26 protein-coding genes, 1 pseudogene and 1 other annotated feature are annotated in these 24,174 nt (G+C 51.9%); of the genes and pseudogenes, 16 read left to right on the forward strand and 11 right to left on the reverse strand.

The genetic code is table 11. The features are described from left to right. The first annotated feature begins 24 nt into the window (after nucleotides 1-24). The 13 genes from OGV74_RS13545 to OGV74_RS13605 all read left to right on the forward strand — a co-directional run bounded on the left by OGV74_RS13545 (nucleotide 25) and on the right by OGV74_RS13605 (nucleotide 10,283). Nucleotides 25-489, forward strand: a complete 465-nt coding sequence (locus OGV74_RS13545; RefSeq protein ID WP_086504290.1) for a BMC domain-containing protein — start codon at nucleotides 25-27, stop codon at nucleotides 487-489. Then, complete coding sequence (locus tag OGV74_RS13550; protein ID WP_003030214.1) at nucleotides 489-1,121, forward strand: phosphate propanoyltransferase; 633 nt, start codon at nucleotides 489-491, stop codon at nucleotides 1,119-1,121. The genes OGV74_RS13545 and OGV74_RS13550 overlap by 1 nt, the downstream gene beginning before the upstream one ends. Beyond that, entirely contained in the window at nucleotides 1,118-1,609 is a 492-nt protein-coding gene (gene pduM, locus OGV74_RS13555) for a microcompartment protein PduM (protein WP_286520951.1), read from the forward strand. Before OGV74_RS13550 ends, pduM begins: the two co-directional genes overlap by 4 nt. Nucleotides 1,610-1,612: 3 nt before the next feature. After that, on the forward strand, nucleotides 1,613-1,888 hold the full coding sequence (locus tag OGV74_RS13560) for a EutN/CcmL family microcompartment protein (protein WP_003030211.1): 276 nt from the start codon (nucleotides 1,613-1,615) through the stop codon (nucleotides 1,886-1,888). A gap of 8 nt (nucleotides 1,889-1,896) precedes the next feature. Further along, nucleotides 1,897-2,904, forward strand: a complete 1,008-nt coding sequence (pduO, locus tag OGV74_RS13565) for a two-domain cob(I)yrinic acid a,c-diamide adenosyltransferase PduO (protein WP_286520953.1) — start codon at nucleotides 1,897-1,899, stop codon at nucleotides 2,902-2,904. Further along, nucleotides 2,901-4,286, forward strand: a complete 1,386-nt coding sequence (gene pduP / locus OGV74_RS13570; RefSeq protein ID WP_044701542.1) for a CoA-acylating propionaldehyde dehydrogenase PduP — start codon at nucleotides 2,901-2,903, stop codon at nucleotides 4,284-4,286. Before pduO ends, pduP begins: the two co-directional genes overlap by 4 nt. 10 nt (nucleotides 4,287-4,296) lie before the next feature. Then, nucleotides 4,297-5,409 (forward strand): 1-propanol dehydrogenase PduQ, encoded by a 1,113-nt coding sequence (locus OGV74_RS13575; protein WP_003838997.1) that lies wholly within the window; start codon nucleotides 4,297-4,299, stop codon nucleotides 5,407-5,409. After that, nucleotides 5,406-6,761 carry a cobalamin reductase PduS gene (gene pduS, locus OGV74_RS13580; RefSeq protein WP_086504293.1) on the forward strand — a complete coding sequence of 452 codons (1,356 nt, stop codon included), beginning with the start codon at nucleotides 5,406-5,408 and terminating at the stop codon, nucleotides 6,759-6,761. Before OGV74_RS13575 ends, pduS begins: the two co-directional genes overlap by 4 nt. A gap of 2 nt (nucleotides 6,762-6,763) precedes the next feature. Then, on the forward strand, nucleotides 6,764-7,318 hold the full coding sequence (pduT, locus tag OGV74_RS13585) for a propanediol utilization microcompartment protein PduT (RefSeq protein ID WP_016150580.1): 555 nt from the start codon (nucleotides 6,764-6,766) through the stop codon (nucleotides 7,316-7,318). Then, the gene (pduU, locus tag OGV74_RS13590; RefSeq protein WP_003030198.1) at nucleotides 7,318-7,668 is read left to right on the forward strand and encodes a propanediol utilization microcompartment protein PduU; all 351 of its coding nucleotides are present in this window, start codon (nucleotides 7,318-7,320) and stop codon (nucleotides 7,666-7,668) included. The genes pduT and pduU overlap by 1 nt, the downstream gene beginning before the upstream one ends. 4 nt (nucleotides 7,669-7,672) lie before the next feature. Then, complete coding sequence (pduV, locus tag OGV74_RS13595) at nucleotides 7,673-8,125, forward strand: propanediol utilization protein PduV (protein WP_071697568.1); 453 nt, start codon at nucleotides 7,673-7,675, stop codon at nucleotides 8,123-8,125. Then, nucleotides 8,110-9,324 carry an acetate/propionate family kinase gene (locus tag OGV74_RS13600; protein ID WP_003030191.1) on the forward strand — a complete coding sequence of 405 codons (1,215 nt, stop codon included), beginning with the start codon at nucleotides 8,110-8,112 and terminating at the stop codon, nucleotides 9,322-9,324. The genes pduV and OGV74_RS13600 overlap by 16 nt, the downstream gene beginning before the upstream one ends. Before the next feature lie 92 nt (nucleotides 9,325-9,416). Then, nucleotides 9,417-10,283, forward strand: coding sequence for a GHMP family kinase ATP-binding protein (locus tag OGV74_RS13605; protein WP_057063971.1), 867 nt, complete (start codon nucleotides 9,417-9,419; stop codon nucleotides 10,281-10,283). Nucleotides 10,284-10,323: 40 nt separating this feature from the next. Here the strand turns inward: OGV74_RS13605 and OGV74_RS13610 are convergent, their stop codons facing one another. From OGV74_RS13610 to phsA, 7 genes are all read right to left on the reverse strand, one after another. Beyond that, nucleotides 10,324-10,659: a DUF496 family protein gene (locus OGV74_RS13610; protein WP_003030187.1), complete on the reverse strand. Its 336-nt coding sequence runs from the start codon at nucleotides 10,657-10,659 to the stop codon at nucleotides 10,324-10,326. 238 nt (nucleotides 10,660-10,897) lie between these two features. After that, on the reverse strand, nucleotides 10,898-11,956 hold the full coding sequence (locus OGV74_RS13615) for an FUSC family protein (RefSeq protein WP_003030186.1): 1,059 nt from the start codon (nucleotides 11,954-11,956) through the stop codon (nucleotides 10,898-10,900). A gap of 107 nt (nucleotides 11,957-12,063) precedes the next feature. Further along, nucleotides 12,064-12,531, reverse strand: a complete 468-nt coding sequence (gene sbmC, locus OGV74_RS13620) for a DNA gyrase inhibitor SbmC (RefSeq protein ID WP_003030184.1) — start codon at nucleotides 12,529-12,531, stop codon at nucleotides 12,064-12,066. A 122-nt stretch (nucleotides 12,532-12,653) separates the two neighbouring features. Next, the gene (gene dacD, locus OGV74_RS13625) at nucleotides 12,654-13,826 is read right to left on the reverse strand and encodes a serine-type D-Ala-D-Ala carboxypeptidase DacD (RefSeq protein WP_032935099.1); all 1,173 of its coding nucleotides are present in this window, start codon (nucleotides 13,824-13,826) and stop codon (nucleotides 12,654-12,656) included. 139 nt (nucleotides 13,827-13,965) lie between these two features. Beyond that, nucleotides 13,966-14,733 (reverse strand): thiosulfate reductase cytochrome B subunit, encoded by a 768-nt coding sequence (phsC, locus tag OGV74_RS13630; RefSeq protein ID WP_003030179.1) that lies wholly within the window; start codon nucleotides 14,731-14,733, stop codon nucleotides 13,966-13,968. Beyond that, entirely contained in the window at nucleotides 14,730-15,308 is a 579-nt protein-coding gene (phsB, locus tag OGV74_RS13635; RefSeq protein ID WP_003838976.1) for a thiosulfate reductase electron transport protein PhsB, read from the reverse strand. The genes phsC and phsB overlap by 4 nt, the downstream gene beginning before the upstream one ends. A gap of 14 nt (nucleotides 15,309-15,322) precedes the next feature. Continuing rightward, nucleotides 15,323-17,596, reverse strand: a complete 2,274-nt coding sequence (phsA, locus tag OGV74_RS13640) for a thiosulfate reductase PhsA (RefSeq protein WP_032949575.1) — start codon at nucleotides 17,594-17,596, stop codon at nucleotides 15,323-15,325. Nucleotides 17,597-17,996: 400 nt separating this feature from the next. On the opposite strand from phsA, the gene sbcB reads away from it, so the two are divergent. Then, the gene (sbcB, locus tag OGV74_RS13645) at nucleotides 17,997-19,421 is read left to right on the forward strand and encodes an exodeoxyribonuclease I (protein WP_003838973.1); all 1,425 of its coding nucleotides are present in this window, start codon (nucleotides 17,997-17,999) and stop codon (nucleotides 19,419-19,421) included. Between the two features lie 59 nt (nucleotides 19,422-19,480). Here the strand turns inward: sbcB and plaP are convergent, their stop codons facing one another. The 4 genes and pseudogenes from plaP to OGV74_RS13660 all read right to left on the reverse strand — a co-directional run bounded on the left by plaP (nucleotide 19,481) and on the right by OGV74_RS13660 (nucleotide 22,907). Continuing rightward, nucleotides 19,481-20,842 carry a putrescine/proton symporter PlaP gene (gene plaP / locus OGV74_RS13650; RefSeq protein ID WP_003030167.1) on the reverse strand — a complete coding sequence of 454 codons (1,362 nt, stop codon included), beginning with the start codon at nucleotides 20,840-20,842 and terminating at the stop codon, nucleotides 19,481-19,483. After that, entirely contained in the window at nucleotides 20,832-20,894 is a 63-nt protein-coding gene (gene yoeI / locus OGV74_RS23305) for a membrane protein YoeI (protein WP_099045591.1), read from the reverse strand. Before yoeI ends, plaP begins: the two co-directional genes overlap by 11 nt. 162 nt (nucleotides 20,895-21,056) lie before the next feature. Continuing rightward, nucleotides 21,057-22,041: pseudogene (locus OGV74_RS13655) on the reverse strand (LysR family transcriptional regulator). Between the two features lie 41 nt (nucleotides 22,042-22,082). After that, nucleotides 22,083-22,907 (reverse strand): SDR family oxidoreductase, encoded by an 825-nt coding sequence (locus OGV74_RS13660; RefSeq protein WP_003838968.1) that lies wholly within the window; start codon nucleotides 22,905-22,907, stop codon nucleotides 22,083-22,085. Nucleotides 22,908-23,081: 174 nt separating this feature from the next. Between OGV74_RS13660 and hisL the strand changes: the two genes are divergently transcribed. Continuing rightward, a complete protein-coding gene (gene hisL / locus OGV74_RS13665) occupies nucleotides 23,082-23,129 on the forward strand; it encodes a his operon leader peptide (RefSeq protein ID WP_100250077.1) in 48 nt (15 codons plus the stop codon). Further along, nucleotides 23,105-23,227: a sequence feature (His leader region), on the forward strand. (Overlaps the previous gene by 25 nt.) A gap of 45 nt (nucleotides 23,228-23,272) precedes the next feature. Then, on the forward strand, nucleotides 23,273-24,172 hold the full coding sequence (gene hisG / locus OGV74_RS13670; RefSeq protein WP_003030161.1) for an ATP phosphoribosyltransferase: 900 nt from the start codon (nucleotides 23,273-23,275) through the stop codon (nucleotides 24,170-24,172). Nucleotides 24,173-24,174 lie beyond the last annotated feature (2 nt).

A 24,174-nucleotide genomic window follows, 5' to 3' on the forward strand; every position in this document is an offset into this window, starting at 1 on the left:
GTTGTTGCAACCAAGGAGCACAGCGTGAAGCAATCACTGGGATTACTTGAAGTTAGTGGTCTGGCATTAGCCATCAGTTGCGCGGACGTCATGGCGAAAGCCGCCTCCATCACGCTGGTGGGCCTAGAAAAAACCAACGGCTCAGGCTGGACGGTGATCAAGATAATCGGGGATGTGGCCTCCGTCCAGGCGGCCATTTCCACTGGTGTCAGTTTCGCTGACCAGCTAGATGGACTGGTGGCTCACAAAGTCATTTCCAGACCCGGGGACGGGATCCTGTCGCATAGCGTTGTCCTGGAGCCTGAACCAACGCCCGAACCCATACCAGCCATACCGCATGAAGAGATATTTGTAGACCATGCGGCACCCGAAGCGCCGCAAGATGCAGAGTTGATTAGCTGCAATTTGTGTCTTGATCCTGCCTGCCCTCGCCAAAAAGGTGAGCCGCGCACACTTTGTCTTCACTCCGGCAAACGAGGTGAAGCGTGATGGATAAACAGCAACTGGAAACCACTGTCGCTAAGGTTCTGGATGAAATGCGCGAGCGCCCGATTCCGCTGGGGATCTCTAATCGGCATATTCATCTGTGCGCTGAAGATTACGGTCGCTTGTTTCCCAATCACCCAATTAGTGAGAAAAAAGAGCTGCTGCAGCCAGGACAATATGCAGCAGAGCAGACTGTCACGCTGGTGGGGCCAAAAGGTCAGTTAAAAAATGTGCGTTTACTCGGCCCGCTGCGCAATACCAGCCAGGTCGAAATTTCTCGTACCGACGCCCGCACGTTGGGAATTGCTGCTCCGCTGCGGATGTCGGGTAATATTCAGGGCACACCCGGTGTTCGTCTTGTCAGCCCATTTGCTGAACTGGAGTTAGCATCCGGGGTGATCGTTGCCCAACGGCATATCCATATGTCGCCGCTCGATGCTCTGATTCTGCGAGTTTCCCATGGTGATAAAGTCTCGGTCGCCATTAATGGCGATGAACGTCGACTGATTTTCGATAACGTCGCCGTACGCGTTTCGCCGGATATGCGCCTCGAAATGCATATCGATACAGACGAAGCCAATGCTGCAGGCGCTGATAATCCCCAGGCATTTGCCACACTGGTGACCTCACGATGAACAACGAACTGCTGCAACGCATTATCGAGGAGGTTGTTTCCCGATTAAAAAAACGCGCGGAAAGCACGCTCACTCTTAGCGTCGCGCAGTTACGGGAAATCGATTCACGGACAGTATGCAGCCAGTACTCGTCGCTCCATCTCCAGCAAGTGGACCTGCCATTTCTGGAGCAAATTGCCGAAGGCTGCCCAGTCAACATGTCGGTGGTAACGATTCACGACGCGCTGGCATGCGGAGTCCGCGTGAAGATTTCACTACAACACCGATTGTTACCCGCAATCCCCGTGAAAAAACTCGCACGTCTGCCACTGGAATTCAGTGATGAACTGGGGCGAATCATCTTTTTGCATCCTGAGAAGCTTCTCAGCTATGCCGACGTCGCCCAATTGAGGGATGGCGTACTGGTGTTACGCCGTCGATGTGTCGTGACGGCTCTGGCTCAGGAAGCTGTCAGTCTGCGAAATGTCCAACTAATTAAGCAGGAGTGAGCTATGCATCTGGCACGGGTTACAGGCGTTGTGGTTTCCACGCAAAAATCCCCATCACTGGTGGGAAAAAAACTGTTGCTGGTACGTCGGGTAAGTGCTGACGGAGAGCTTCCTGCGTCCCCAGTGAGTGGAGATGAAGTCGCTGTTGATTCTGTCGGCGCGGGGACCGGCGAACTGGTATTACTCAGCAGCGGGTCCAGCGCCAGACACGTATTTTCCGGCCCTAATGAGGCCATTGATCTGGCTATCGTCGGCATTGTCGACACGCTTTCTCGTTAGGAGGAACTATGGCGATTTATACCCGCACAGGTGATGCCGGAACAACAGCCCTATTTACCGGACAGCGCGTGAGCAAAACGCATCCGCGCGTGGAAGCCTACGGTACGCTGGACGAACTGAATGCGGCGCTTAGCCTATGCGTTTGCGTGGCGAAAAACCCTCAGCACCGGCAGTTACTTGAAAATATCCAGCTGCAGCTTTTTTGGTTCAGCGCCGAACTGGCAAGCGAAAGCGAAGAACCAACGCCAGAGCAGCGCTACATCAGCTCAGAAGAAATTGCGGCACTGGAAGCTGCCATCGATATCGTAATGGGAAGAGTACCGCCCCTGCGCAGCTTTATTTTACCAGGCCGCAGCGAAGCCGCCAGCCGACTGCACTTTGCCCGAACTCTGGCACGCCGCGCAGAGAGACGACTGGTCGAGCTGTCCACCGAAATCTCCGTCAGACACGTGCTGATGCGTTATATCAACCGCCTGTCCGACTGCTTATATGCGCTTGCACGAGCAGAAGATCATGACGCCCATCAAAACGAAATCATTCAGAAAGTGGCTGAGCGCTATCTCGCTGCCGTTCAACCACCAGCCGCAAAGGAGCCGACTATGTCTCTGTCTTTTCAGGAGCTCCACCAACTCACTCGCGCTGCGGTGACGAGAGCAGAAGAACTTCAGGTTCCGGTCGTCATTAGCATTGTTGATGCGAACGGGACCCAAACGGTGACCTGGCGCATGCCTGACGCATTACTCGTGAGTAGCGAACTGGCACCGAAAAAAGCATGGACTGCCGTGGCGATGAAAACCGCCACGCATGAGCTGACATCAGCAGTGCAACCAGGCGCCGCGCTTTACGGTCTGGAAAGCCATATGCAGGGAAAAGTCGTCACCTTCGGTGGCGGGTACGCATTATGGCGTGAGGGTTTACTCCTCGGGGGTCTTGGCATCAGCGGAGGAAGCGTTGAACAGGATATGGACATTGCAGAAACGGCCATTGCGGCGATTAACGTGAGAACACATCAATGAATACTTCAGAACTTGAAACCCTTATTCGTAACATTTTGAGTGAGCAACTCGCCCCGGCAAAAGCAGAAGTTAAGGGTAACGGTATTTTTCCGTCCGTTGGCGAAGCGATCGATGCCGCTCATCAGGCTTTTCTGCGTTACCAGCAATGTCCATTGAAAACCCGCAGCGCCATCATAAACGCCCTACGCGAAGAACTGACGCCTCATCTTGCTTCACTGGCCGCTGAGAGCGCTGCCGAAACGGGTATGGGCAACAAAGAGGATAAGTTCCTTAAAAATAAAGCCGCGCTGGACAACACTCCGGGTATCGAAGATCTCACCACCACGGCGCTAACCGGCGATGGCGGCATGGTGTTATTCGAGTATTCACCGTTTGGCGTAATTGGTTCTGTCGCCCCCAGTACTAATCCGACAGAGACCATTATTAACAACAGCATCAGCATGCTGGCGGCAGGGAATAGCGTTTACTTCAGTCCGCATCCGGGTGCTAAAAAGATTTCACTCAAGCTGATTGCCATGATTGAAGATATTGCTTTCCGTTGCTGCGGAATTCGTAATCTTGTCGTCACGGTCACAGAACCCACTTTTGAGGCTACCCAGCAGATGATGGCGCACCCTAAAATCGCAGTTCTGGCGATTACCGGTGGCCCAGGCATTGTTGCTATGGGCATGAAAAGCGGGAAAAAAGTCATCGGCGCAGGCGCAGGAAATCCACCCTGCATTGTTGATGAAACGGCCGACCTGGTTAAGGCGGCGGAAGATATCATCAATGGCGCATCCTTTGATTACAACCTCCCCTGCATTGCTGAGAAGAGCCTGATTGTTGTTGATGCCGTTGCCGAACGACTGGTTCAACAGATGCAGTCTTTTGGTGCGATGCTTCTCAATAGAGAAGAGGTAGACAAACTGCGAGCCGTCTGTCTACCAGAAGGCATAGCCAATAAAAAACTGGTAGGTAAAAGCCCGGCAACCTTACTGGAAGCAGCAGGAATACCAGTTCCGGCAAAAGCACCTCGATTACTGATAGGCATCGTCCAGGCCGACGACCCGTGGGTTACCAGCGAGCAACTGATGCCAATGCTCCCCGTCGTAACGGTGAGCGATTTTGATAGTGCATTAACGTTGGCCCTGAAGGTTGAAGAGGGATTGCATCACACGGCCATTATGCATTCGCAAAATGTGTCACGTTTGAACCTTGCCGCGCGCACGCTTCAGACCTCCATCTTTGTGAAAAATGGCCCCTCTTACGCCGGGATCGGCGTTGGTGGTGAAGGCTTTACAACCTTCACTATTGCGACGCCAACCGGTGAAGGAACAACATCTGCGCGCACTTTCGCACGCTCTCGTCGTTGCGTGCTGACAAACGGTTTTTCTATTCGTTAATGGGGCCGTTATGAATAGCTTTTCACTGCAAACTCGATTGTACAGCGGCCAGGGAAGTCTGGATGTGCTCAAGCGCTTCACGAATAAGCATATCTGGATTATTTGCGATGGTTTTCTCGCGCGTTCTCCCCTGATTGAAAAGCTGCGCAACGCTCTGCCAGCGGATAACCGCATCAGCATTTTCAGCGATATCACCCCCGATCCCACCATCAGCACTGTAGTTCAAGGGATTGCACAAATGCAGTCCCTGCGGCCGGACATCGTGATGGGTTTTGGTGGCGGCTCAGCACTGGACGCCGCAAAAGCCATCGTCTGGTTCAGCCGCCAGTTCGGTATTGAAATTGAAACATGTGTCGCAATTCCCACTACCAGCGGTACGGGCTCCGAGGTAACCAGCGCCTGCGTGATTAGCGATCCGGATAAAGGCATTAAATATCCATTGTTTAATAATGCGCTTTATCCAGACATGGCCATCCTTGATCCAACGCTGGTCGTCAGCGTACCGCCAGCCATAACCGCGAATACCGGCATGGACGTGTTAACGCATGCGTTGGAGGCATACGTGTCCACGAAGGCCAGCGACTTCACCGATGCACTAGCTGAAAAAGCGGCTCAAATCGTCTTCCAGTATCTGCCTGTCGCCGTCAGCAAAGGCGAATGCCTGGCAACCAGAGGGAAAATGCACAATGCGTCAACGCTCGCGGGAATGGCATTTAGTCAGGCTGGACTGGGGATCAATCATGCGATTGCCCATCAGTTGGGCGGTCAGTTTCATCTGCCACACGGACTTGCCAATGCGCTGCTGCTGACCCATGTCATTCATTTTAATGCTCGCGATCCGCGGGCTGCGAAGCGCTATGCCCGTTTCGCTAAAGCCTGCCATTTATGCCCGGATAACGCGAACGATACAGCGGCATTGAATGCGCTCATTCATCATATCGAGCTACTCAAAAAACAGTGTGCGTTGCCTTCTTTAGTTGACGCGCTTAAAGACGGAAAGCAAGCCTGGTCGCAACGTATCCCGTCGATGGTTCAGGCCGCGCTGGCTGATGTCACGCTGCAAACCAATCCTCGTGTTGCCGACGCCAGTGCCATGCAGGAACTGCTTGAGGAATTATTATGAAGACAGCCATGACGGCAGAGCCCACGCTCTATGATGCGCAGACAATTCGCGAACGCGTTCGCGCAGCGGGTGTTGTCGGAGCCGGAGGCGCAGGCTTTCCTGCTCACGTAAAATTACAGGCGCAGGTCGATACTTTTCTGGTCAATGCGGCTGAATGTGAGCCAATGCTGAAAGTTGACCAGCAGTTGATGGCCGTCCAGGCTGAGCGACTTATCCACGGCGTTCAATATGCCATGACGGCTACCGGAGCCAGTTCCGGAATTATTGCGCTCAAAGAGAAATACCAACAGGCTATCAATGCATTAACGCCCCTTCTGCCTGCCGGGATCCGCTTACATATTTTGCCCGATGTCTACCCGGCAGGTGACGAGGTTCTGACCATCTGGATGGCAACAGGCCGGAGAGTTCCGCCTGCCGCGCTGCCTGTCAGCGTCGGCGTAGTGGTCAATAACGTCCAGACAGTGCTCAACATCGCGAGAGCAGTTGAGCAGCAGTACCCGGTTACGCGTCGTACCTTGACCGTTAACGGCGCAGTCGCCAGTCCCATCACACTCACAGTCCCTATCGGAATGTCTTTACGTGACGTTCTGGCGCTGGCTGGGGGTGCAACCGTTGACGATCCCGGCTTTATTAACGGTGGTCCGATGATGGGCGGCCTGATTACTTCACTGGATACCCCAGTCAGCAAGACCACCGGGGGCCTGCTGGTTTTGCCTAAATCTCATGCGTTGATTCAGCGGCGGATGCAGGATGAACGTACCGTGCTTTCCGTTGCAAAAACCGTTTGCGAGCAGTGCCGTTTGTGTACGGATTTGTGCCCAAGGCATTTGATCGGTCATGAATTATCCCCGCATCTGCTGGTTCGTGCGGTTAATTATCAGCAGGCAGCCACGCCGCAATTGCTGCTCACGGCCCTGACCTGCTCAGAATGCAATGTGTGTGAAAGCGTTGCCTGTCCAGTTGGGATTTCGCCGATGCGAATCAACCGCATACTTAAACGCGAGCTGCGGGCGCTCAACCATCGTTATGAAGGGCCGCTAAATCCTGAGGATGAAATGGCGAAGTACCGGCTGATCCCGGTTAAGCGCCTTATTACCAAACTGGGCCTTAGCGACTGGTATCACGATGCGCCACTGGCTGAGACTGACTACTCCACAGACAAAACGACGCTGTTGTTACGTCAGCATATAGGTGCCAGCGCCATCCCATGTGTAGAACAAGGCGAACGCGTTGTTCGCGGTCAATGTGTTGCCGATGTACCGTCCGGTGCATTAGGCGCGCCTGTTCACGCCAGTATTGACGGTATTGTCAGCGAGATCACTGAGCAATCCATCACGGTAATAAGAGGTTAATCATGTCTCAGGCTATAGGGATTTTAGAACTCACCAGCATTGCCAAAGGAATGGAAGCTGGCGATGCCATGTTAAAAAGCGCGAATGTGAATTTACTGGTCAGCAAGACCATCTGCCCGGGAAAATTTCTACTCATGCTCGGTGGTGACGTAGGTGCCGTACAACAGGCGATTGCCACTGGAACATCTCTTGCTGGCGATATGCTCGTTGATAGTCTGGTACTCCCCAACATTCATGCCAGCGTACTCCCCGCAATCAGCGGACTAAACAGCGTAGATAGGCGTCAGGCAGTTGGTATTGTCGAAACATGGAGCGTTGCTGCCTGCATCTGCGCCGCCGACCGGGCTGTTAAAGCCTCCAACGTCACGCTGGTACGCGTCCATATGGCATTTGGTATTGGCGGCAAGTGTTACATGGTCGTAGCTGGCGATGTATCCGATGTGAATAACGCGGTGACGGTTGCCAGTGAAAGTGCGGGTGAAAAAGGCCTGCTGGTTTACCGCTCGGTCATCCCCCGTCCACACGAAAGCATGTGGCGACAAATGGTGGAAGGATAATGGAAAGACAACCCACCACGGATCGTATGATTCAGGAATATGTTCCTGGCAAACAGGTCACGTTGGCGCACCTTATCGCCAATCCCGGTAAGGATTTGTTCAAGAAATTGGGATTACCTGATTCGGTTTCAGCGATCGGTATTCTGACCATTACCCCTAGCGAAGCCTCAATCATCGCCTGTGATATCGCCACGAAATCAGGGGCGGTAGAGATTGGTTTTCTCGACCGGTTTACCGGCGCGGTGGTACTGACGGGCGATGTTTCAGCCGTTGAGTACGCGCTGAAACAGGTAACCCGAACGCTGGGCGAAATGATGCGTTTTACCGCGTGTCCCATCACCCGGACGTAATCTCATGAAACGTATCATGCTAATTGGTCCCAGCCAGTGCGGTAAAACGTCGCTCACGCAGTGCATGCGCGGAGAGGTGCTCCACTATCAGAAGACCCAGGCCATAGTCTGGTCTCCTACGACAATAGACACACCGGGTGAATATCTTGAGAACCGCTGCCTGTACAGTGCGCTGCTGGCCAGCGCCTGTGAAGCGGACATTATTGCGCTGGTACTCAATGCAGACGCGCCGTGGTCACCATTTTCTCCCGGTTTTACCGGACCAATGAACCGACCCGTTATTGGCCTCGTTACCAAAGCCGATTTAGCCAACCCGCAGCGTATTTCTCTTGTGGAGAGTTGGTTAGTTCAGGCTGGTGCGCAAGAAGTATTTGTCACCAGCGCGCTGGAGAATACCGGGGTCGATGAGATGTTCATTTTTCTGAATGCAAAGGAACCTTCATGTCTCACAAAATAATGGCCATTAATGCAGGTAGTTCCTCGCTTAAGTTTCAACTACTGGCGATGCCGCAGGGTGAAATGATCTGCCAGGGGTTGATAGAACGTATCGGTTTGTCTGATGCACAGGTCACCCTAAAAACACCAGCGCAGAAATGGCAGGAGACTTTGCCCGTAGCAGATCACCGTGAAGCCGTAACGTTGCTTCTGGAAAAACTGCTCAACCACCACATTATCAGCAGTCTGGAAGAGATCGACGGCGTGGGCCACCGCGTCGCACACGGCGGGGAATCCTTTAAAGACTCCGCGCTGGTAACTGATGAAACGCTGGCAGAAATCGAGCGACTCGCGGAACTGGCTCCTCTGCATAACCCAGTAAATGCGTTGGGGATCGCGGTATTCCGCCAGCTATTGCCCAAAACGCCAGCCGTTGCGGTGTTCGACACCGCGTTTCATCAAACGCTTGATGAGCCTTCTTTCATCTATCCCCTGCCCTGGCGTTACTATGTCGAGTTGGGTATTCGTCGTTACGGTTTTCATGGTACCAGCCACAAATACGTTAGCTCACAGCTTGCTGAAAAACTGGGTGTGCCACTCAGCGCCCTGCGCGTTGTTTGTTGTCATCTGGGCAACGGCAGCAGCATCTGCGCGATCAAAGGCGGACAATCGGTGAATACGTCAATGGGCTTTACACCACAGTCTGGCGTGATGATGGGCACGCGAAGTGGCGATATTGATCCATCCATTTTGCCCTGGATAGCCCTGCGAGAAGGCAAAACACCCCAGCAGCTCAACCAATTGCTCAACAATGAGTCCGGATTGCTCGGTGTTTCTGGCATCTCACCTGACTACCGCGACGTTGAACATGCCGCAGATACGGGCAATCACCAGGCTGCGCTGGCGTTGACGCTTTTTGCTGAGCGCATTCGTGCCACCATTGGTAGCTATATTATGCAGATGGGCGGTCTGGATGCCCTGGTTTTTACCGGTGGTATTGGCGAAAACTCCGCACGGGCGCGCGCTGCGATTTGTCGTAACCTGAATTTCCTGGGTCTGGCCGTTGATGAGGAAAAAAATCAGCGTAATGCCACCTTCATTCAAACGGAAAATGCGATGGTCAAAGTAGCAGTGATTAATACCAATGAAGAGCTAATGATTGCGCAAGACGTTATGCGTTTAGCGATATCTGAAACTGTGACATTGGGCATTCCTGCATAATACTGCAGCACCTCAAATTGCGGCAAATCATGGTAATAGCGCGATCGCCATGACACTATGCGCCGAGGATTGCTGATCACATAGGTGAAGACGTGGCTGTTGCGCAATGTCCCGCATCGTGCGGAGAACTTATCCAGGGCTGGATTCTGGGCAGTGAGAAATTGGTCTCCTGCCCGGTTGAATGGTATAGCACCGTTGAGGTCACTTCAGGTTCACCGCTGACAGATGAACGTCCACTTTCGCGAGCAATGGTTGAGAGGTTATTGCTGCACTGGCAATACCCGGCACACATGAGTCAGGATATCCGAATAGATGTCCAGTCAACCATTCCTGTCGCTAAAGGGATGGCCAGCAGCACAGCGGATATCGCCGCCACGGCAATCGCCACGGCACAGTATCTGGGGCATCAGCTAGACGAATCCACTCTGGCGCAGCTTTGCGTTTCGCTGGAACCTACCGACAGCACCGTTTTCCGCCAGCTTACGCTGTTCGATCATAACGACGCCTCCACGCAAATTGCCTGTGAATCCCAGCCTCAACTCGATCTGCTGGTTCTCGAAAGTCCGGAAATCTTGCTTACTGCTGATTATCACCGTACTCCACGTCAGTCAGGGCTACTGGCGGGTGCCCCAGCACTGAAACGCGCATGGGAAAAGGTACAGGAAGCCTGTATCAGTCAAAACCCTTATCGGATGGGCGAGGCCGCCACGCTGAGCGCGATCGCCAGCCAGTTGCTGTTACCTAAACCAGATTTTGATTCACTATTAGCACTGGTAGAAGAATGTGATTTATACGGTGTCAACGTCGCGCACAGCGGCAGCGTCGTCGGTCTGATGCTCGACAGAAAGCGTCATGATGTGGACTACATTAAATGGATGCTGACGCAGAAAAAATTAACATTGCACTGGCCGGAACAACATTTGTTGCGGATGGTAACTGGCGGGGTCGAACTGCAATAAGGGCCGCCGCTAAGCAGCGACCCAAACGAGCATAAAATCGTTACTCAGCTTTCGCATCGGCGTTTTTCACTTCGCCCATCGCTTTCAGCTTTTTAGAGATGTCGCGGCGCTCTTTAGAGATCTCAGCGTTTTTGATGATGTAATCATCAACACGATCTTCATAATCGCTTTTCATACTGGCGATAATGCCCTGAATCGCTTCCACGCTCATTCCAGGCTTGATGTAGTCGCTCAGGTTGTCCAACAGCAGAACGCGTTTCTGGTTGTCACGGATCTTTTTCTCAACGTCCTGAATTTCACGTTGCAGTTTGTTTTTACGACGGAACAGACGAACAAATTCCAGCACGTCCTGGAAAGAAGGCTTGGTAGTTTCCATTTTTACACCCCTGATAATGTGAGATTCGGATTCGTTAAAACAACGGCTAAAGTGGGTCAACATTACTTTCATGCCCGCCATACTTCAAGTTGCATCTGCATCGACAATGCATGGTTGAAACCTGAATTATCGAGGGTAAAGCCATTGCAGTTACCAATGGTTTTAGCCTTTTTCAGTATCATACCTCTAATCTTTGCTGAATCGAAGCAGCAGTAGAACCTATCGCCTCATCTGCTCTTTATTTGCGCAGCGCGCGACAGATTAAATGTGAGAGCAACTCCAGCTGTCGCGCCATTTCCATGTTCAACCAAACGTAGCCGTGAATGGGCGTTTCTGCGACATAATCGCCTTTATGCTCAGCAATGAGCTGACGTAACTCCGCCACGGTGTCATTGAGCTTTTCCGTATTGGCAAGCACCGGCTGCGGATTCCCTTCGTACAAGGCGTGGGTTATGGTCAGTAGCGCCTGCTGCGTCCTGAGCTGAGTTTCACGTAAAGTTTGCGCATTCAGCATGACAAAGTGGCTGGTGCGGCTGGCCCAAAGTGCATTAATTTGCAGCTCAAGCATGCAGACCAGATTGCGGTTAACCGTTTGAATAGCCTCAAAAATGGATTTTTGAATACGGGTTTCTTTACTGGCGGGAACGATGAGCCCGCGCATTTTGACAACGTCGCTTAAGAGCTGCTGTAAATGCTTCTCAAGCCGCGGTTGCTCAAGCAAATTAGGGGATAGCGCGGCCTGATACACCCGATTATATCCCGTCACACAATGTGCCAATTGGATACGCCAGTGTATAAATGCCCGCTGCGGCCAGATGCCGGTAAACAACATCGCCAGTAACGAGCCCAAAATAACATCGCCACCGCGCCATAACGCGGTATTCATATCTCCGGCAGGCGCCCCCACGACCACGGCAAGCGTAATGCCAATCAGCAGCGCCTGATACGGCCTTTTACCCAATGCCAACCAGCCACAGAGAAACATCGCCACCGCGCACCAGATCAGCATTAGCGGAAGCGAAAAGAGTTCCAGACGCAGGGCAATCAATCCAAGCACCGAGCCCAGGATCGTTCCGCCTATACGCTCAAACGCTCTGGGAACAACGTTACCCCAAAAAGAAATTGGCCCCATAATCACCACCAGCGTGATCAGAGGCCATGTACCTTCGGGAATGTTTAACAGGCGTACCAACAGAAAAGTAAGAAGAAACGCCAGCGCAATGCGAATGCCATGCACCACACGATAATGACGATACAAACGAATTTCAAAAGGACTCAGAGACTTATCTGCACGCACTCATGCACTCCGTCAGGGAATAGCAAAGAAGCGAATTGTACCTGTTTTTACGGTGAAAACATCATCCTGATGACCAGGACATTCATCCTGATTTACACCAAAAACAGTTACTTCAACTGTACCGGCACGTACATTTCAATGTCCCAGTAACCGTCCTCCATGCCGTTGTTCATATAAACTTCAAAACAGGGTTTAGCCGCTATCGCATACGTCGAATCCTGCATCAGGCGCTCAAAAAACTGATACCACGGCGTCGCGAAGTCATGATTTTCAACGCGCGCAACGGCTATAGCATAGTCGCCACCTGCCAGCTCGGTCTGGATCACGCCTTCGCTGTTTTCCGGGATCTCAAAACCTTCAGGCACAGACACCACGGTATCACAACGAAGTTTTTCCGCCGGAACAACGTCAGGATTGTCGTAATAAACGGCTATCCATTCCAGCGGTACGATCTGCTTACCGTCGACCCACATCATTAACTGTTCGAAACCTTGCTTTACCGTTTGTTCCCACGGTCCAACCATATGGAAACCGGCAATTATGCGTTTCTCGACCTGCTTTATCTCGTACTCCATATAACCTCCGTTATTACACTGTATTTATATACAGTGTAATTTTTAGGTATGACGGCCACAAGGAATCAGTGATTATTATGTGAGCAGATTCGCACTCTTGCCAGTCAGGCACATCAGGAAAACTACGCCTTATGGCGGAAGTAATCGCTCAAACGCGAGAAGACGCCACCTTCGTTGACAGACTCCAGCGTAACCAGAGGCCAGTGCGCCACCAGTTTATCCCGATCGTAGAGTTCAATTTCCCCCACACGTTGATGGGCTGCAATGGGGGCGACCAGTTCTTTCTTATCAAGAACATATTTTGCCTTGATATTCGCGACTTCGGCTTTAGGCAGGGCCATCCAGAAATCCTGCTCTGTGCCAAGGCTAATTTTTTCTTTATCGCCATACCAGATCCGTTCAATACCGACCTGCTTACCGCTACGTAAAACCTGCACGGTATCGAAGTTCTGTTGTCCCCATTGCAGCAGTTTTCTCGCCTGGTCTTCACGTCCTTTCGCACTCTCCGCCCCCATCACAACCGCAATCAGGCGGCGCTGCCCATCAACAGCAGAAGCAATCAGGTTGAATCCAGCGCCGGAGGTATGCCCAGTCTTCAGACCGTCGACGTTCATGGTTTTATCCCACAACAAACCGTTACGGTTTTGCTGCGTGATTCCGTTCCAGGTAAGGCTTTTTTCACTGTACATATGGTAGAAATCCGGCTCTCCATGGATGATAGCTCGCGACAGCACGGCCAGATCGTAAGCTGAGCTATGCTGACCTGGCGCATCCAGACCATGTACCGTTTCAAAATGCGTGTCCCGCAGGTTCAGCTTTTGCACATAGTTGTTCATCATCGCGACAAACTGCGGCTGCCCTCCGGCGATGTAATCCGCCAGCGCCACACAGGCATCATTACCGGAATCAACAATTAACCCACGACTCAGGTCGCGCACAGAAACGCGATCCCCTTCTTTCAGGAACATTAAGGATGAACCGACGAATACCGGATTATCTTTCGCCCAGGCGTCGCGCCCAACGGTGACAATATCTGTCGGACTAATACGCTTGCTGTCGATTGCGCGATCGACAACATAGCCAGTCATCAGCTTGGTCAGGCTGGCAGGGTTGCGCTGCTGGTGTTCATTTCCGGCTGTCAGGATTTGGCCCGTGGTGTAATCCATTAATACCCACGCTCCGGCATTAATCGCGGGTGGCTGTGGGGAAAAGCTTACGACCTCGGTCGCGTAAGCGGGCGAAAAACTCATCGCAAAGAGTGAAGCGGCAATAAACAAACGGCGTTTCAACAGCATGTCCTCAGGAAATGGAAAAATAGCCGTTCTTTTTACGGAAGTTCTGGCGAACAAACATGGATAAATTGCAAGAAAATGTGACATAAGGCACATTTTCTTGCTGTAAGGAAAGGTTTTCAGATATCAACCGCGGCGGGCATTACCCTTTGCGCGGTGCTGTCTCTGCGCGATGGGTGCGATGACGATGATAGCCATCTATCATGCTGCGGAAAATTTGCCCCGGTGTGTCACCCAGCGTGCACAGGTAAATATGTGCACAGATGAACAGTAAGCCGACAATCGCCAACACCATATGCAGCACCAGCATCACAGGCCCTGCCCCTATTACCTGCGGGTAGAGACATAACAACCCGGTAATGATCAACAGCGGAACCAGCGCATACATGATGGCCAGATAAGCCAACTGTTGTAGCGGGTTAAATTTACTCTCTGCCGTTGCTGCAAACGGGTGCGGCTCACCTTTCATGATGCCATACAGATAAAAACGCGTTTGCAACAAGCAGCGTGATATCAACCCGTTAAACTTCACCCGATAATGACAACCGTTGCCGCTGGTTGCGTTGATTAGCACAAAACCAACCCAGAAGGCCAACAGGGCGAAACCGCACCAGGTATGTACCTGCACCATCAATGCCACCGGTCCGACAGAGAAGTGCCCAAACAGGCCACTCAGCAGAAGCAGGATAAAAAGCAGCGCATTACCCCAGTGCCAGCGGCGAACTGCCAGCGAATAGAGGTAATCCCGATGTTCTTCTCCAGTTGCTGTTTTGGGTGACAACATCCGACGTAACAGCGCGTGTATAACCAGGCCCGCAATCATCAGCACAATAACAACGCCTGCATAAATGAGCCACAGCGGCCAGTAGTCCGGCGCATAGTTAAGCTCTGCTCCCCAGATAGAATTCATGCTTTACCCTCCTGATGGATCTCTTTACGCCGATAAACACTCACCGGGCCGCTACGCGTATCCTGCTGGCGATAAACCTCTTTTTGATTTATCCAGTGCTGAATTTCCGGGTCGTCACGACGACCAAATTTCAGCGCATCCGTCGGGCAAACGGAAACGCAGGCGGGCGATTGTCCAGTCTCCAGTCGGGTATCTGCACAGAAGTTACATTTGTCGGCAATTCCCGTTTGCGGATTGAGATAACGGACGTGGAACGGACAAGCGGCAACGCAATAGTCACAGCCAATACAGCGAGACTTATCCACTTGCACAATGCCATTTTCGTCGCGAAATGACGCACCGGTCGGACAAACGCTGACACACGGCGCATCTTCACAATGCTGACAGGAAACGCGAACAAACTGGAAGTGGGATAGCACCTCGGGTTCATGTTCGGGTGAACGGATCTGCACCTGTAGACGGCTAAATCCCTCTGGCACGTCATTCAAAACTTTGCAGGCAACCGTACATGCCTGACAGCCGATACAGCGTTTCTCGTCATGCAGCATGACATAAGGGTTTGTTGCTTGATTCATGATGTTCTCCTTTCTCATGCCCGACGAAGCGTAACGCCAGCGGTGTGGACCACTGTACCGGAAACCGGACTGGTGACATGCGGAAGCAAATTACCGCAATGGATACCGTGCGTTGTCGCCGCGGTTTTGGCTCCCGCCTTGGCGCCAAACCCCATATAAACAAACAGCGTATCGGGCCGAATTCCGGCGGTGACCAGCGCTTTGCCTTTTTCCTTGCCGGTCGCATTTTCCAGCCAGATGTCATCGCCGCTTTTGATGCCTTTTTCACGGGCCGTTTGCGGGTGGATCCACACCGCGTTGTCCCACATCAACTCGCTAAGCAGTGGCACGTATTGCGTCGCACCGTTGGTATGAACCGCCACTTTTCCCTGGATAAAATAGAGCTCACTATCGCCTTTGAGCGCAAAATTGCGCGCGCGCGGAATACCGTAGCCAGGCAGGAGCGTCTCCAGCTCTTCAGAATAAAGCTCTATTTTTCCTGAAGGGGATTTAAAGCGCAGTTGCTCGCCATAGGTACCGTCGCTGTCAACCGCCACCGCGCCCGGATAGCGTTCCACAAACTGACGCACCGCTTCAGGTTCACGCAGCAGTAACGGAACACCCCACTCCCGATACCCTTTCTCACGCAGTTCAGCAGACAGCGCATGATCGCCATTAAGCTGGTATAACTGACGCGTTTGCATATCCTGCCATGGGTAGAATTGCCCAAGGCCTAACTGCACGGCCAGCTCTTTCCAGATTTGCCAGCTTGGACGCGCATCACCAATAGGTTCTACTACCTGCTGGCGCAGGGCATAGGCTGGATTCAGACCCGACATGTCTGAAACTTCTTCATCGCGCTCAAGGTAAGTACATTCAGGCAAAAGGTAGTCGGCATACGCCGCGCTTTCGCTTAGATAAACATCACAACTGACCACAAGGTCGAGCTGTTCAACGGTTTTGACCAGATCTGGTCGACAGGTTACGGTTTGGAAAGGGTTGTGTCGGGACATAATCCATCCCTTCACCGGATAAGGCGTCTGGTTTAACACAGCATCAATGATGCTTTGCACCACACCACCGCCCGCCGCGATGTACTTAAACTGCGGGGCTACCAAATCGATACGCTGCGCCGTTGGCTTGGGTAATTTGACATCGGGTTTTGCCAGCACCGGAGCGACCTTCTCGCCAGCCAGCTTATTATAAGTTGCCGCCGCTTTTTTCTGGTACAAACCGCCTTCACGCTCAATATTGCCAAGCAGCACATTGAGGGTAAAAATCATGCGCCGCATATCAATTTCTTCTTGCGAGAACGTCGCACGATGGCCCGGGCTGACGATAGCATGAGGCGCGCAGGCGGCCATTTCTCGGGTGACCCGAACAATGACATCAGCAGGCACATCAGCTTGCTGTTGCGCCCATTCTGGCGTGGTCTCTTGTACTGCTTCTGCCAGTTGGTCAAACCCTGTGGTGTAGCGCGCAACGAAGTCCGCGTCATACAATTTTTCATTGATCATGACGTGACACATGGCCATCAACACCGGCAAGTCGCCGCCCGGTTTGAGCGCATGCCATTCATCTGCCTTGCTGGAGAAGACGGACAGACGGGGGTCGAAGCTGACCATTTTTGCGCCCTTTTCCTGCGCCGTCATCAGTTCATGCGTTTCGGCAACCTCAATCCCTTCATAAAGGTTGTGACCAAAAGAGACCATATAACGGGTATTGGCGATATCCATGGCCAAATCGCCGCCCATCATCACTTTGGCGGCAATCGATTTTCCGGCAGGGCATGTCGACGCGTGCGTAAAGGTGTTTGGCGATCCGAAAGCCGTCGCCAGTTGAAATAAATGCCCTGAAAGCGAACCGGATTTAGAAGAAAACACGACGCCCTGAGGACCATGCTGCGTTTTGATTGCCGTCATTTTTTCGGCAATTTCTTTATACGCTTGTTCCCAGCTAATAACCTGCCATTCTCCGCTCCCGCGAGGTCCTGTGCGTTTCATGGGTTTAACAATGCGATGAGGGTCGTTGACCAGGCTAACGCCGCTGCCGCCACGAGCGCAGACACGCGTGCCTTGTTGAGGCGCATTAGGGTTCCCTTGAATAAAAACCGTTTTGTTATTAATTACCTGCGCCTGTATCGGGCAACGATAAGAACACATTTCACACAAACTTGGCGTCAGGGATGTCTTCCCTTTGATACTCTCAGGAGAATTTCGTGCCAGTGCCCCAGGCGGGAAACTGCCTATCGCACAGGCTGAACAGCCTATACCCACTCCTCGCAAAAAATTACGCCGACTAATGCTCATATAACCTCCTGTTATTAGATATATCCAATAATTATATGGCGTTTAGAATATTTATTTTTTACATCAATCACATTTCATTACAATGCATGACAGCGAATTGACACAAATAAAAACCCTTTGTTTATAAAAGACTTTTAAAGTTTCCAGAACACAATAAAAGAAGAAGAAAATAACAATAATGGTTATCAATTAGATTGTTTACAAATCCGCAACTCCAAGATATTTTATTTCCGTAATTTATTTTAACAGTGCGGAATTTATTTATTAATTCTATAAAAGTCCTGTTTATCTCAACTTTATTGCGTACACAATCCAGCTTCGATAATACCATAGCTGATTATCTCACTATTTTTTGGTATTCTTGGACGAGCGCTAAATTGATCCCGGACATAACTGAACAATGAATGACGGCAAGCAGCAACCTGGTTTTCTCTTCCACGATTACGAGACCTTTGGTACCCATCCGGCGCTGGACAGACCCGCGCAATTTGCGGCTATCCGCACAGATAATGATTTCAACATCATCGGTGAACCAGAAGTCTTTTATTGCAAACCCGCGGACGATTATCTGCCGCAGCCTGAGGCGGTGTTGATTACGGGTATCACACCGCAGGAAGCACGTGAAAAGGGAGAGAATGAAGCCGCTTTTGCTGCGCGCATCCACGCCCTGTTCACCGTGCCGAAAACCTGTATCCTGGGCTATAACAACGTGCGCTTCGATGATGAGGTGACGCGCAACATCCTGTATCGCAATTTCTACGATCCCTATGCCTGGAGTTGGCAGAACGATAATTCGCGCTGGGATCTGCTGGATGTGATGCGCGCCTGCTATGCCCTGCGCCCTGAAGGCATTAACTGGCCGGAAAACGACGACGGCTTACCCAGCTTCCGCCTGGAGCATTTGACCAAAGCTAATGGTATTGAGCATGCCAATGCTCACGATGCGATGGCGGACGTATACGCCACGATCGCAATGGCGCAATTAGTGAAGTCACGTCAGCCGCGTCTGTTTGATTATCTCTACAGCCATCGTAATAAGCACAAGCTGGCCGCGTTGGTTGATGTCCCGCAAATGAAACCTCTGGTCCATGTCTCTGGTATGTTCGGCGCATGGCGCGGTAACACCAGTTGGGTGGCGCCATTGGCGTGGCATCCGGAGAATCGTAACGCGGTTATTATGGTCGACTTAGCTGGTGATATTTCGCCGCTGCTCGAACTCGACAGCGACGCCCTGCGCGAGCGGCTCTACACGTCTAAAGCGGATCTGGGTGATAACCCGGCCGTACCGGTTAAATTGGTGCACATCAACAAATGCCCGGTACTGGCACAGGCGAATACCCTGCGTCCGGAAGATGCCGACCGTCTTGGCATTAACCGCCAGCATTGTCTGGATAATCTCAAAGTTCTGCGCGAAAACCCGCAGATACGCGACAAAGTGGTCGCGATCTTTGCCGATGCGGAACCCTTTACTCCATCAGATAACGTGGATGCCCAACTGTACAACGGCTTTTTCAGCGATGCTGACCGTGCGGCGATGAAAATCGTTCTGGAAACCGAACCACGCAATTTACCGGCGCTGGATATCTCCTTTGTCGATAAGCGCATTGAAAAACTGTTGTTTAATTACCGTGCACGTAACTTCCCGGGAACGCTGGACGAAGCTGAACAGCAGCGCTGGCTGGACCATCGTCGCCAGGTATTCACACCGGAGTTTTTGCAAAATTACGCCAATGAATTGCAGCTATTGAGCCAGCAATATGCGGATAACAAAGAAAAGTTGATGCTGCTGAAATCACTCTGGCAGTATGCCGAAGAGATTGTATAAATCCCACGTATAAAAAAACGGAGAACATGTCTCCGTTTTTTTTCAGCTAAATGCAGTTATTACGCGATATCTTCGTCGTACTGTGGGACCGGGTTGCGGAAGCTTTTGGTCACGCAAGCCAGGTAGATCAGACCGATACCCGCCCAGATTAAGCCCAGAACCATTGAGCTTTCTTCCAGGTTCACCCACAGCGCGCCAACGGTCAGCGCACCGCACATTGGCAGGAACAGGTACTGGAAGTGATCTTTCAGCGTCTTGTTACGCTTCTCACGGATCCAGAACTGGGAGATTACCGACAGGTTAACGAAGGTAAATGCCACCAGCGCACCAAAGTTAATCAGCGCCGTCGCCATCACCAGGTCGAAGTTGATTGCCAACAGAGCAATCGCCCCAACCAGAATGATGTTCATGGACGGAGTACGCCATTTCGGGTGTACATAACCGAAGAAGCTTTTCGGGAATACGCCGTCACGACCCATCACGTACATCAGACGCGCAACGCCTGCATGCGCCGCCATACCGGACGCCAGTACGGTAATGGTAGAGAAAATCAGCGCGCCGACCTGGAAGAACTTACCGGCAACATACAGCATGATTTCCGGCTGCGAAGCATCTGGATCCTTAAAGCGCGAAATATCCGGGAAGTACAACTGCAACAGATAGGTGGAGACGATAAAGATCAGGCCACCAATCAGCGCGGTCAGGAAAATCGCACGCGGGATCACGCGCTCAGCGTCTTTGGTTTCTTCTGACAGGTTGCTGATACCGTCAAAACCGGTGAACGAGAAGCACAGGATGGTCGCACCGGTGATCATCGGGATCACGTGGGCATCACCAGACCAGAATGGACGGCTGCTCGCCAGCGTACCGGCACCTTCCCCTTCGAACACGCCATAAACGACCATGCCGAGGATCACCGCAATCAGCACCACCTGCAACAACACGATTACGGTGTTGAAATTCGCAACGGATTTAAGGCTACGCAGGTTGAAGGCGGTCATAAAGGCCACCAGCGCCACCACGAACATCCACGATGGAATTGAGGGCACCAGCGCTTCAAAATAAATTTTCGCCAACAGAATGTTGATCATCGGGGCGAACAGGTAGTCCAACAGTGATGACCAACCCACCATAAAGCCAACTGTCGGACTAATGGATTTCTGGGCGTAAGTGTAGGCAGAGCCTGCAGACGGATAGCGGCGTACCAGTTTACCGTAGCTCAGTGCGGTAAAGAGGATGGCGATCAGTGCAAAGGCGTAAGCTGTCGGGACGTGACCATCGGTCATTCCTGATACGATACCGAATGTATCGAACAGCGTCATCGGCTGCATATAGGCAAGGCCCATCATGACAACCGGAACCAGCGTAAGCGTTTTACGTAATTCCACGCGAGAGGTGTTTGGAGTAGCGTTATGCGACATGGTTATCCCCCATTACGGCGAAAACCGTCGCGTAAGCAAAAAATTGCCCCATTTTTTGTTAATCCTCAGCGACAACAACTGTCGATTTTTAAGTAAGTATCTATCCGGTACGAAGCCCGGCCTCTTTTATGAATGATTGGTTTGATGCAAAAAAATAACCGACGCGTATTAAAACGTCGGTTAATGTCATTTTTTGCAAGCGGCGTATTTTGCACTAAATTGGGGAGAAATAACAAGAGATTGAAGTGGCCACAAAAGAATATTTTTTCTTAACTGATTGATTTGTCAGCAGCCGTTTTAACATACACCCCCGCAATAGCACTATTTGCTAAAATTTCATCCCGCCACCAGGCACTGGCCAACCCGGCGGTCTGTTCATTCCAGCCTATCCACACGGGTTCAAGGACAATTTGCGCGACCACTTTTTTCTCAATCAGTGCGCCGCTCTCCAGAAATCGCTGCGCCAGATAGCGCGGAATATAGCCACATCCCAGGCCGCTGATTTGTAGTTCCAGCTTGGTTTTGAAGTCAAAAACGGTAATGGCTTCCTGATCGTCAAGCACCTGAGAACCTGAGACGTTGGCATGCTGCGCATTGTCGCCCACTACAATGGCGCGAAAACGGCGAATAGTACGACGATTTAACGGTTCCTGTTCCTGCGCCAGCGGGTGATGCGGCGCAACCACAAACACCTGTTCCAGAACCCCCAACCGTGCAAAGCCAAATTCGCTCGCTGCAGGGGGTTCATGCATGGCACCGACAATAATATCCGCCCGGCCCTGAGTGAGGGCATCCCATGAGCCGCCCAGCACGCCATTGATAAATTTCAGACGCGTCACGCTGTGGTGTTGATAGAAAGACTCGATGAGTGGGGCCAGCAGTGAAAAGGGAAACGTATCATCTACGCCAATAACCAGTTCATTCTCCCAGCCTTCGTGTAGTTTAATGGCCTGCTTTTCGAGTTCACGAACGGTATGCAGCACCTCCCGCCCCTTTTCCAGCAGCATCTGTCCGGTGCGGGTGAACTTAGCCCGGTGCCCGCTGCGATCGAGTAGCTGAATATTAAGATCGCTTTCCAGCTTATGGACGGTGTAGCTAAGCGCAGACGGCGTCTTAAACAATTTTGCCGACGCCGCCGCGAAACTGCCCTCTTTTTCTAAGGCATCGAGGATGATAAGAACGTCCAGCAGTGGTTTCATACTCGCCCCCTGGCGGTATACAGCGGCACTCTGCTGGCTTGTCACTCCATCGGCATCACCAGCGGATCAGGATACTGGTACTCAAACCCAAGCTCATTACAAATACGGTTGCCATCAATGACTTTACCTTTACCGTTATCCGTACCGTCGCGAAATTCCGGCGGCTCCATCCCCAACTGGCGGGCCATCTGCGGATAGAACACGTTACGCGCCGGATGCATAGGCGCACATATATTATAGATGTGTCCCCCTTTAGGCGCTTGCAGCAGTAACGTGATGGCAGAAACCACATCGTCCAGATGCACCAGATTGACGCCATGATGTCCGTCTGGCGCCGTCTTGCCGGCAAAGAAGCGACCAGGATGTCTTCCCGGACCAACTAACCCGGCCAGACGCAAAATATCCACCGACGTGCCAGGTAAATTGTGCAACCAGTCTTCAAGTTCTTTCAGAACACGACCACTTGCCGTGACCGGATTACGTGGCGTCCCCTCTTTCACTATTCCTTGAACGTCACCATAGACTGACGTCGAACTGGTAAAAATAATTCGCGGGATCCGATACGCCAGCGCGCTGTCGACCAGTTCCTGCATTGCCTGCAGGTAAAATGCTTCCCCAGGACCGCTACGGCGTGCAGGCAGCGTAATAACCAACGCATCGGCGTCCATCAGTGCGTCGAGATCGTCAGCCTCACAGACCAGTTCAGGTTCCAGGCGCAGCGAGTAACTCTCGATACCGCTCATGCGGGCCGCTTCCACCCCATCCAATGTGGTTTTGCTGCCGGTAACCTGCCAGCCTCTCGCCGCCAGCGACATGGCTAACGGCATGCCTAACCAACCTAATCCGACAATTGCGACCTTTTTCATGCCTTCTCTCCTGACTTTTGGCCTATAACGCAAGGCTACGCCAGCCCACGGTGGCTGACAATTCATAGTATCAATATGAAATGAATTAATGATCAAAAAAAGCCCTTGCTTTCCGTAGCTGAAGTGGTTTAGGTTAAAAGACATCAAATGAATAAACATTCATCGAGAAAATTTATGACACGCGCTCAATTCAAACACCATCATCACCATCATCCTGACTAGTCTTTCAGGCGATGTGTGCTGGGAGACATTTAAATCTTCCAGCGGTGCATGAGCGTATGAGAAAGCCCCCGGAAGATTTCTTCCGGGGGCTTTTTTTTGTGCGTGACCCAAACTGATTCAGACAGGATAACGAGGAATAAAGAATGTTAGACAACACCCGTTTACGCATAGCTATGCAGAAATCTGGCCGTTTAAGCGATGATTCACGCGAATTGCTGGCCCGTTGCGGCATTAAAATTAATCTTCACACCCAGCGCCTGATTGCAATGGCAGAGAATATGCCTATCGATATTCTGCGCGTACGTGATGACGATATCCCGGGTCTGGTGATGGATGGCGTTGTTGACCTCGGCATCATCGGGGAAAATGTTCTGGAAGAGGAACTGCTCAACCGCCGGGCACAGGGTGAAGATCCTCGCTATTTTACCCTGCGTCGTCTGGACTTCGGCGGCTGCCGTCTCTCGCTGGCAACCCCGGTTGATGAAGCCTGGGATGGCCCGGCAGCGCTGAACGGTAAGCGTATCGCTACCTCTTACCCACACCTGCTCAAACGTTATCTCGATCAAAAAGGGGTGTCGTTTAAATCCTGTCTGTTAAACGGCTCTGTAGAAGTCGCTCCCCGTGCGGGTCTGGCCGACGCGATTTGTGATCTGGTGTCCACCGGCGCAACGCTTGAAGCCAACGGTCTGCGTGAAGTGGAAGTCATTTACCGCTCTAAAGCCTGCCTGATTCAGCGCGACGGCGAAATGGCCGACGCCAAGCAACAACTGATCGACAAATTGCTGACCCGTATTCAGGGCGTTATTCAGGCTCGTGAATCCAAATACATCATGATGCACGCGCCGAGCGAGCGTCTGGACGAAGTTATCGCCCTGCTGCCTGGCGCTGAGCGTCCGACCATTCTGCCGTTGGCCGGCGACCAGCAGCGTGTTGCCATGCACATGGTCAGCAGCGAAACCCTGTTCTGGGAAACGATGGAAAAACTGAAAGCGCTCGGTGCCAGCTCAATTCTGGTGCTGCCAATTGAGAAGATGATGGAGTGATA

The organism is Citrobacter sp. Cf116 (genome assembly GCF_030336505.1).
Lineage (GTDB): Bacteria > Pseudomonadota > Gammaproteobacteria > Enterobacterales > Enterobacteriaceae > Citrobacter > Citrobacter freundii.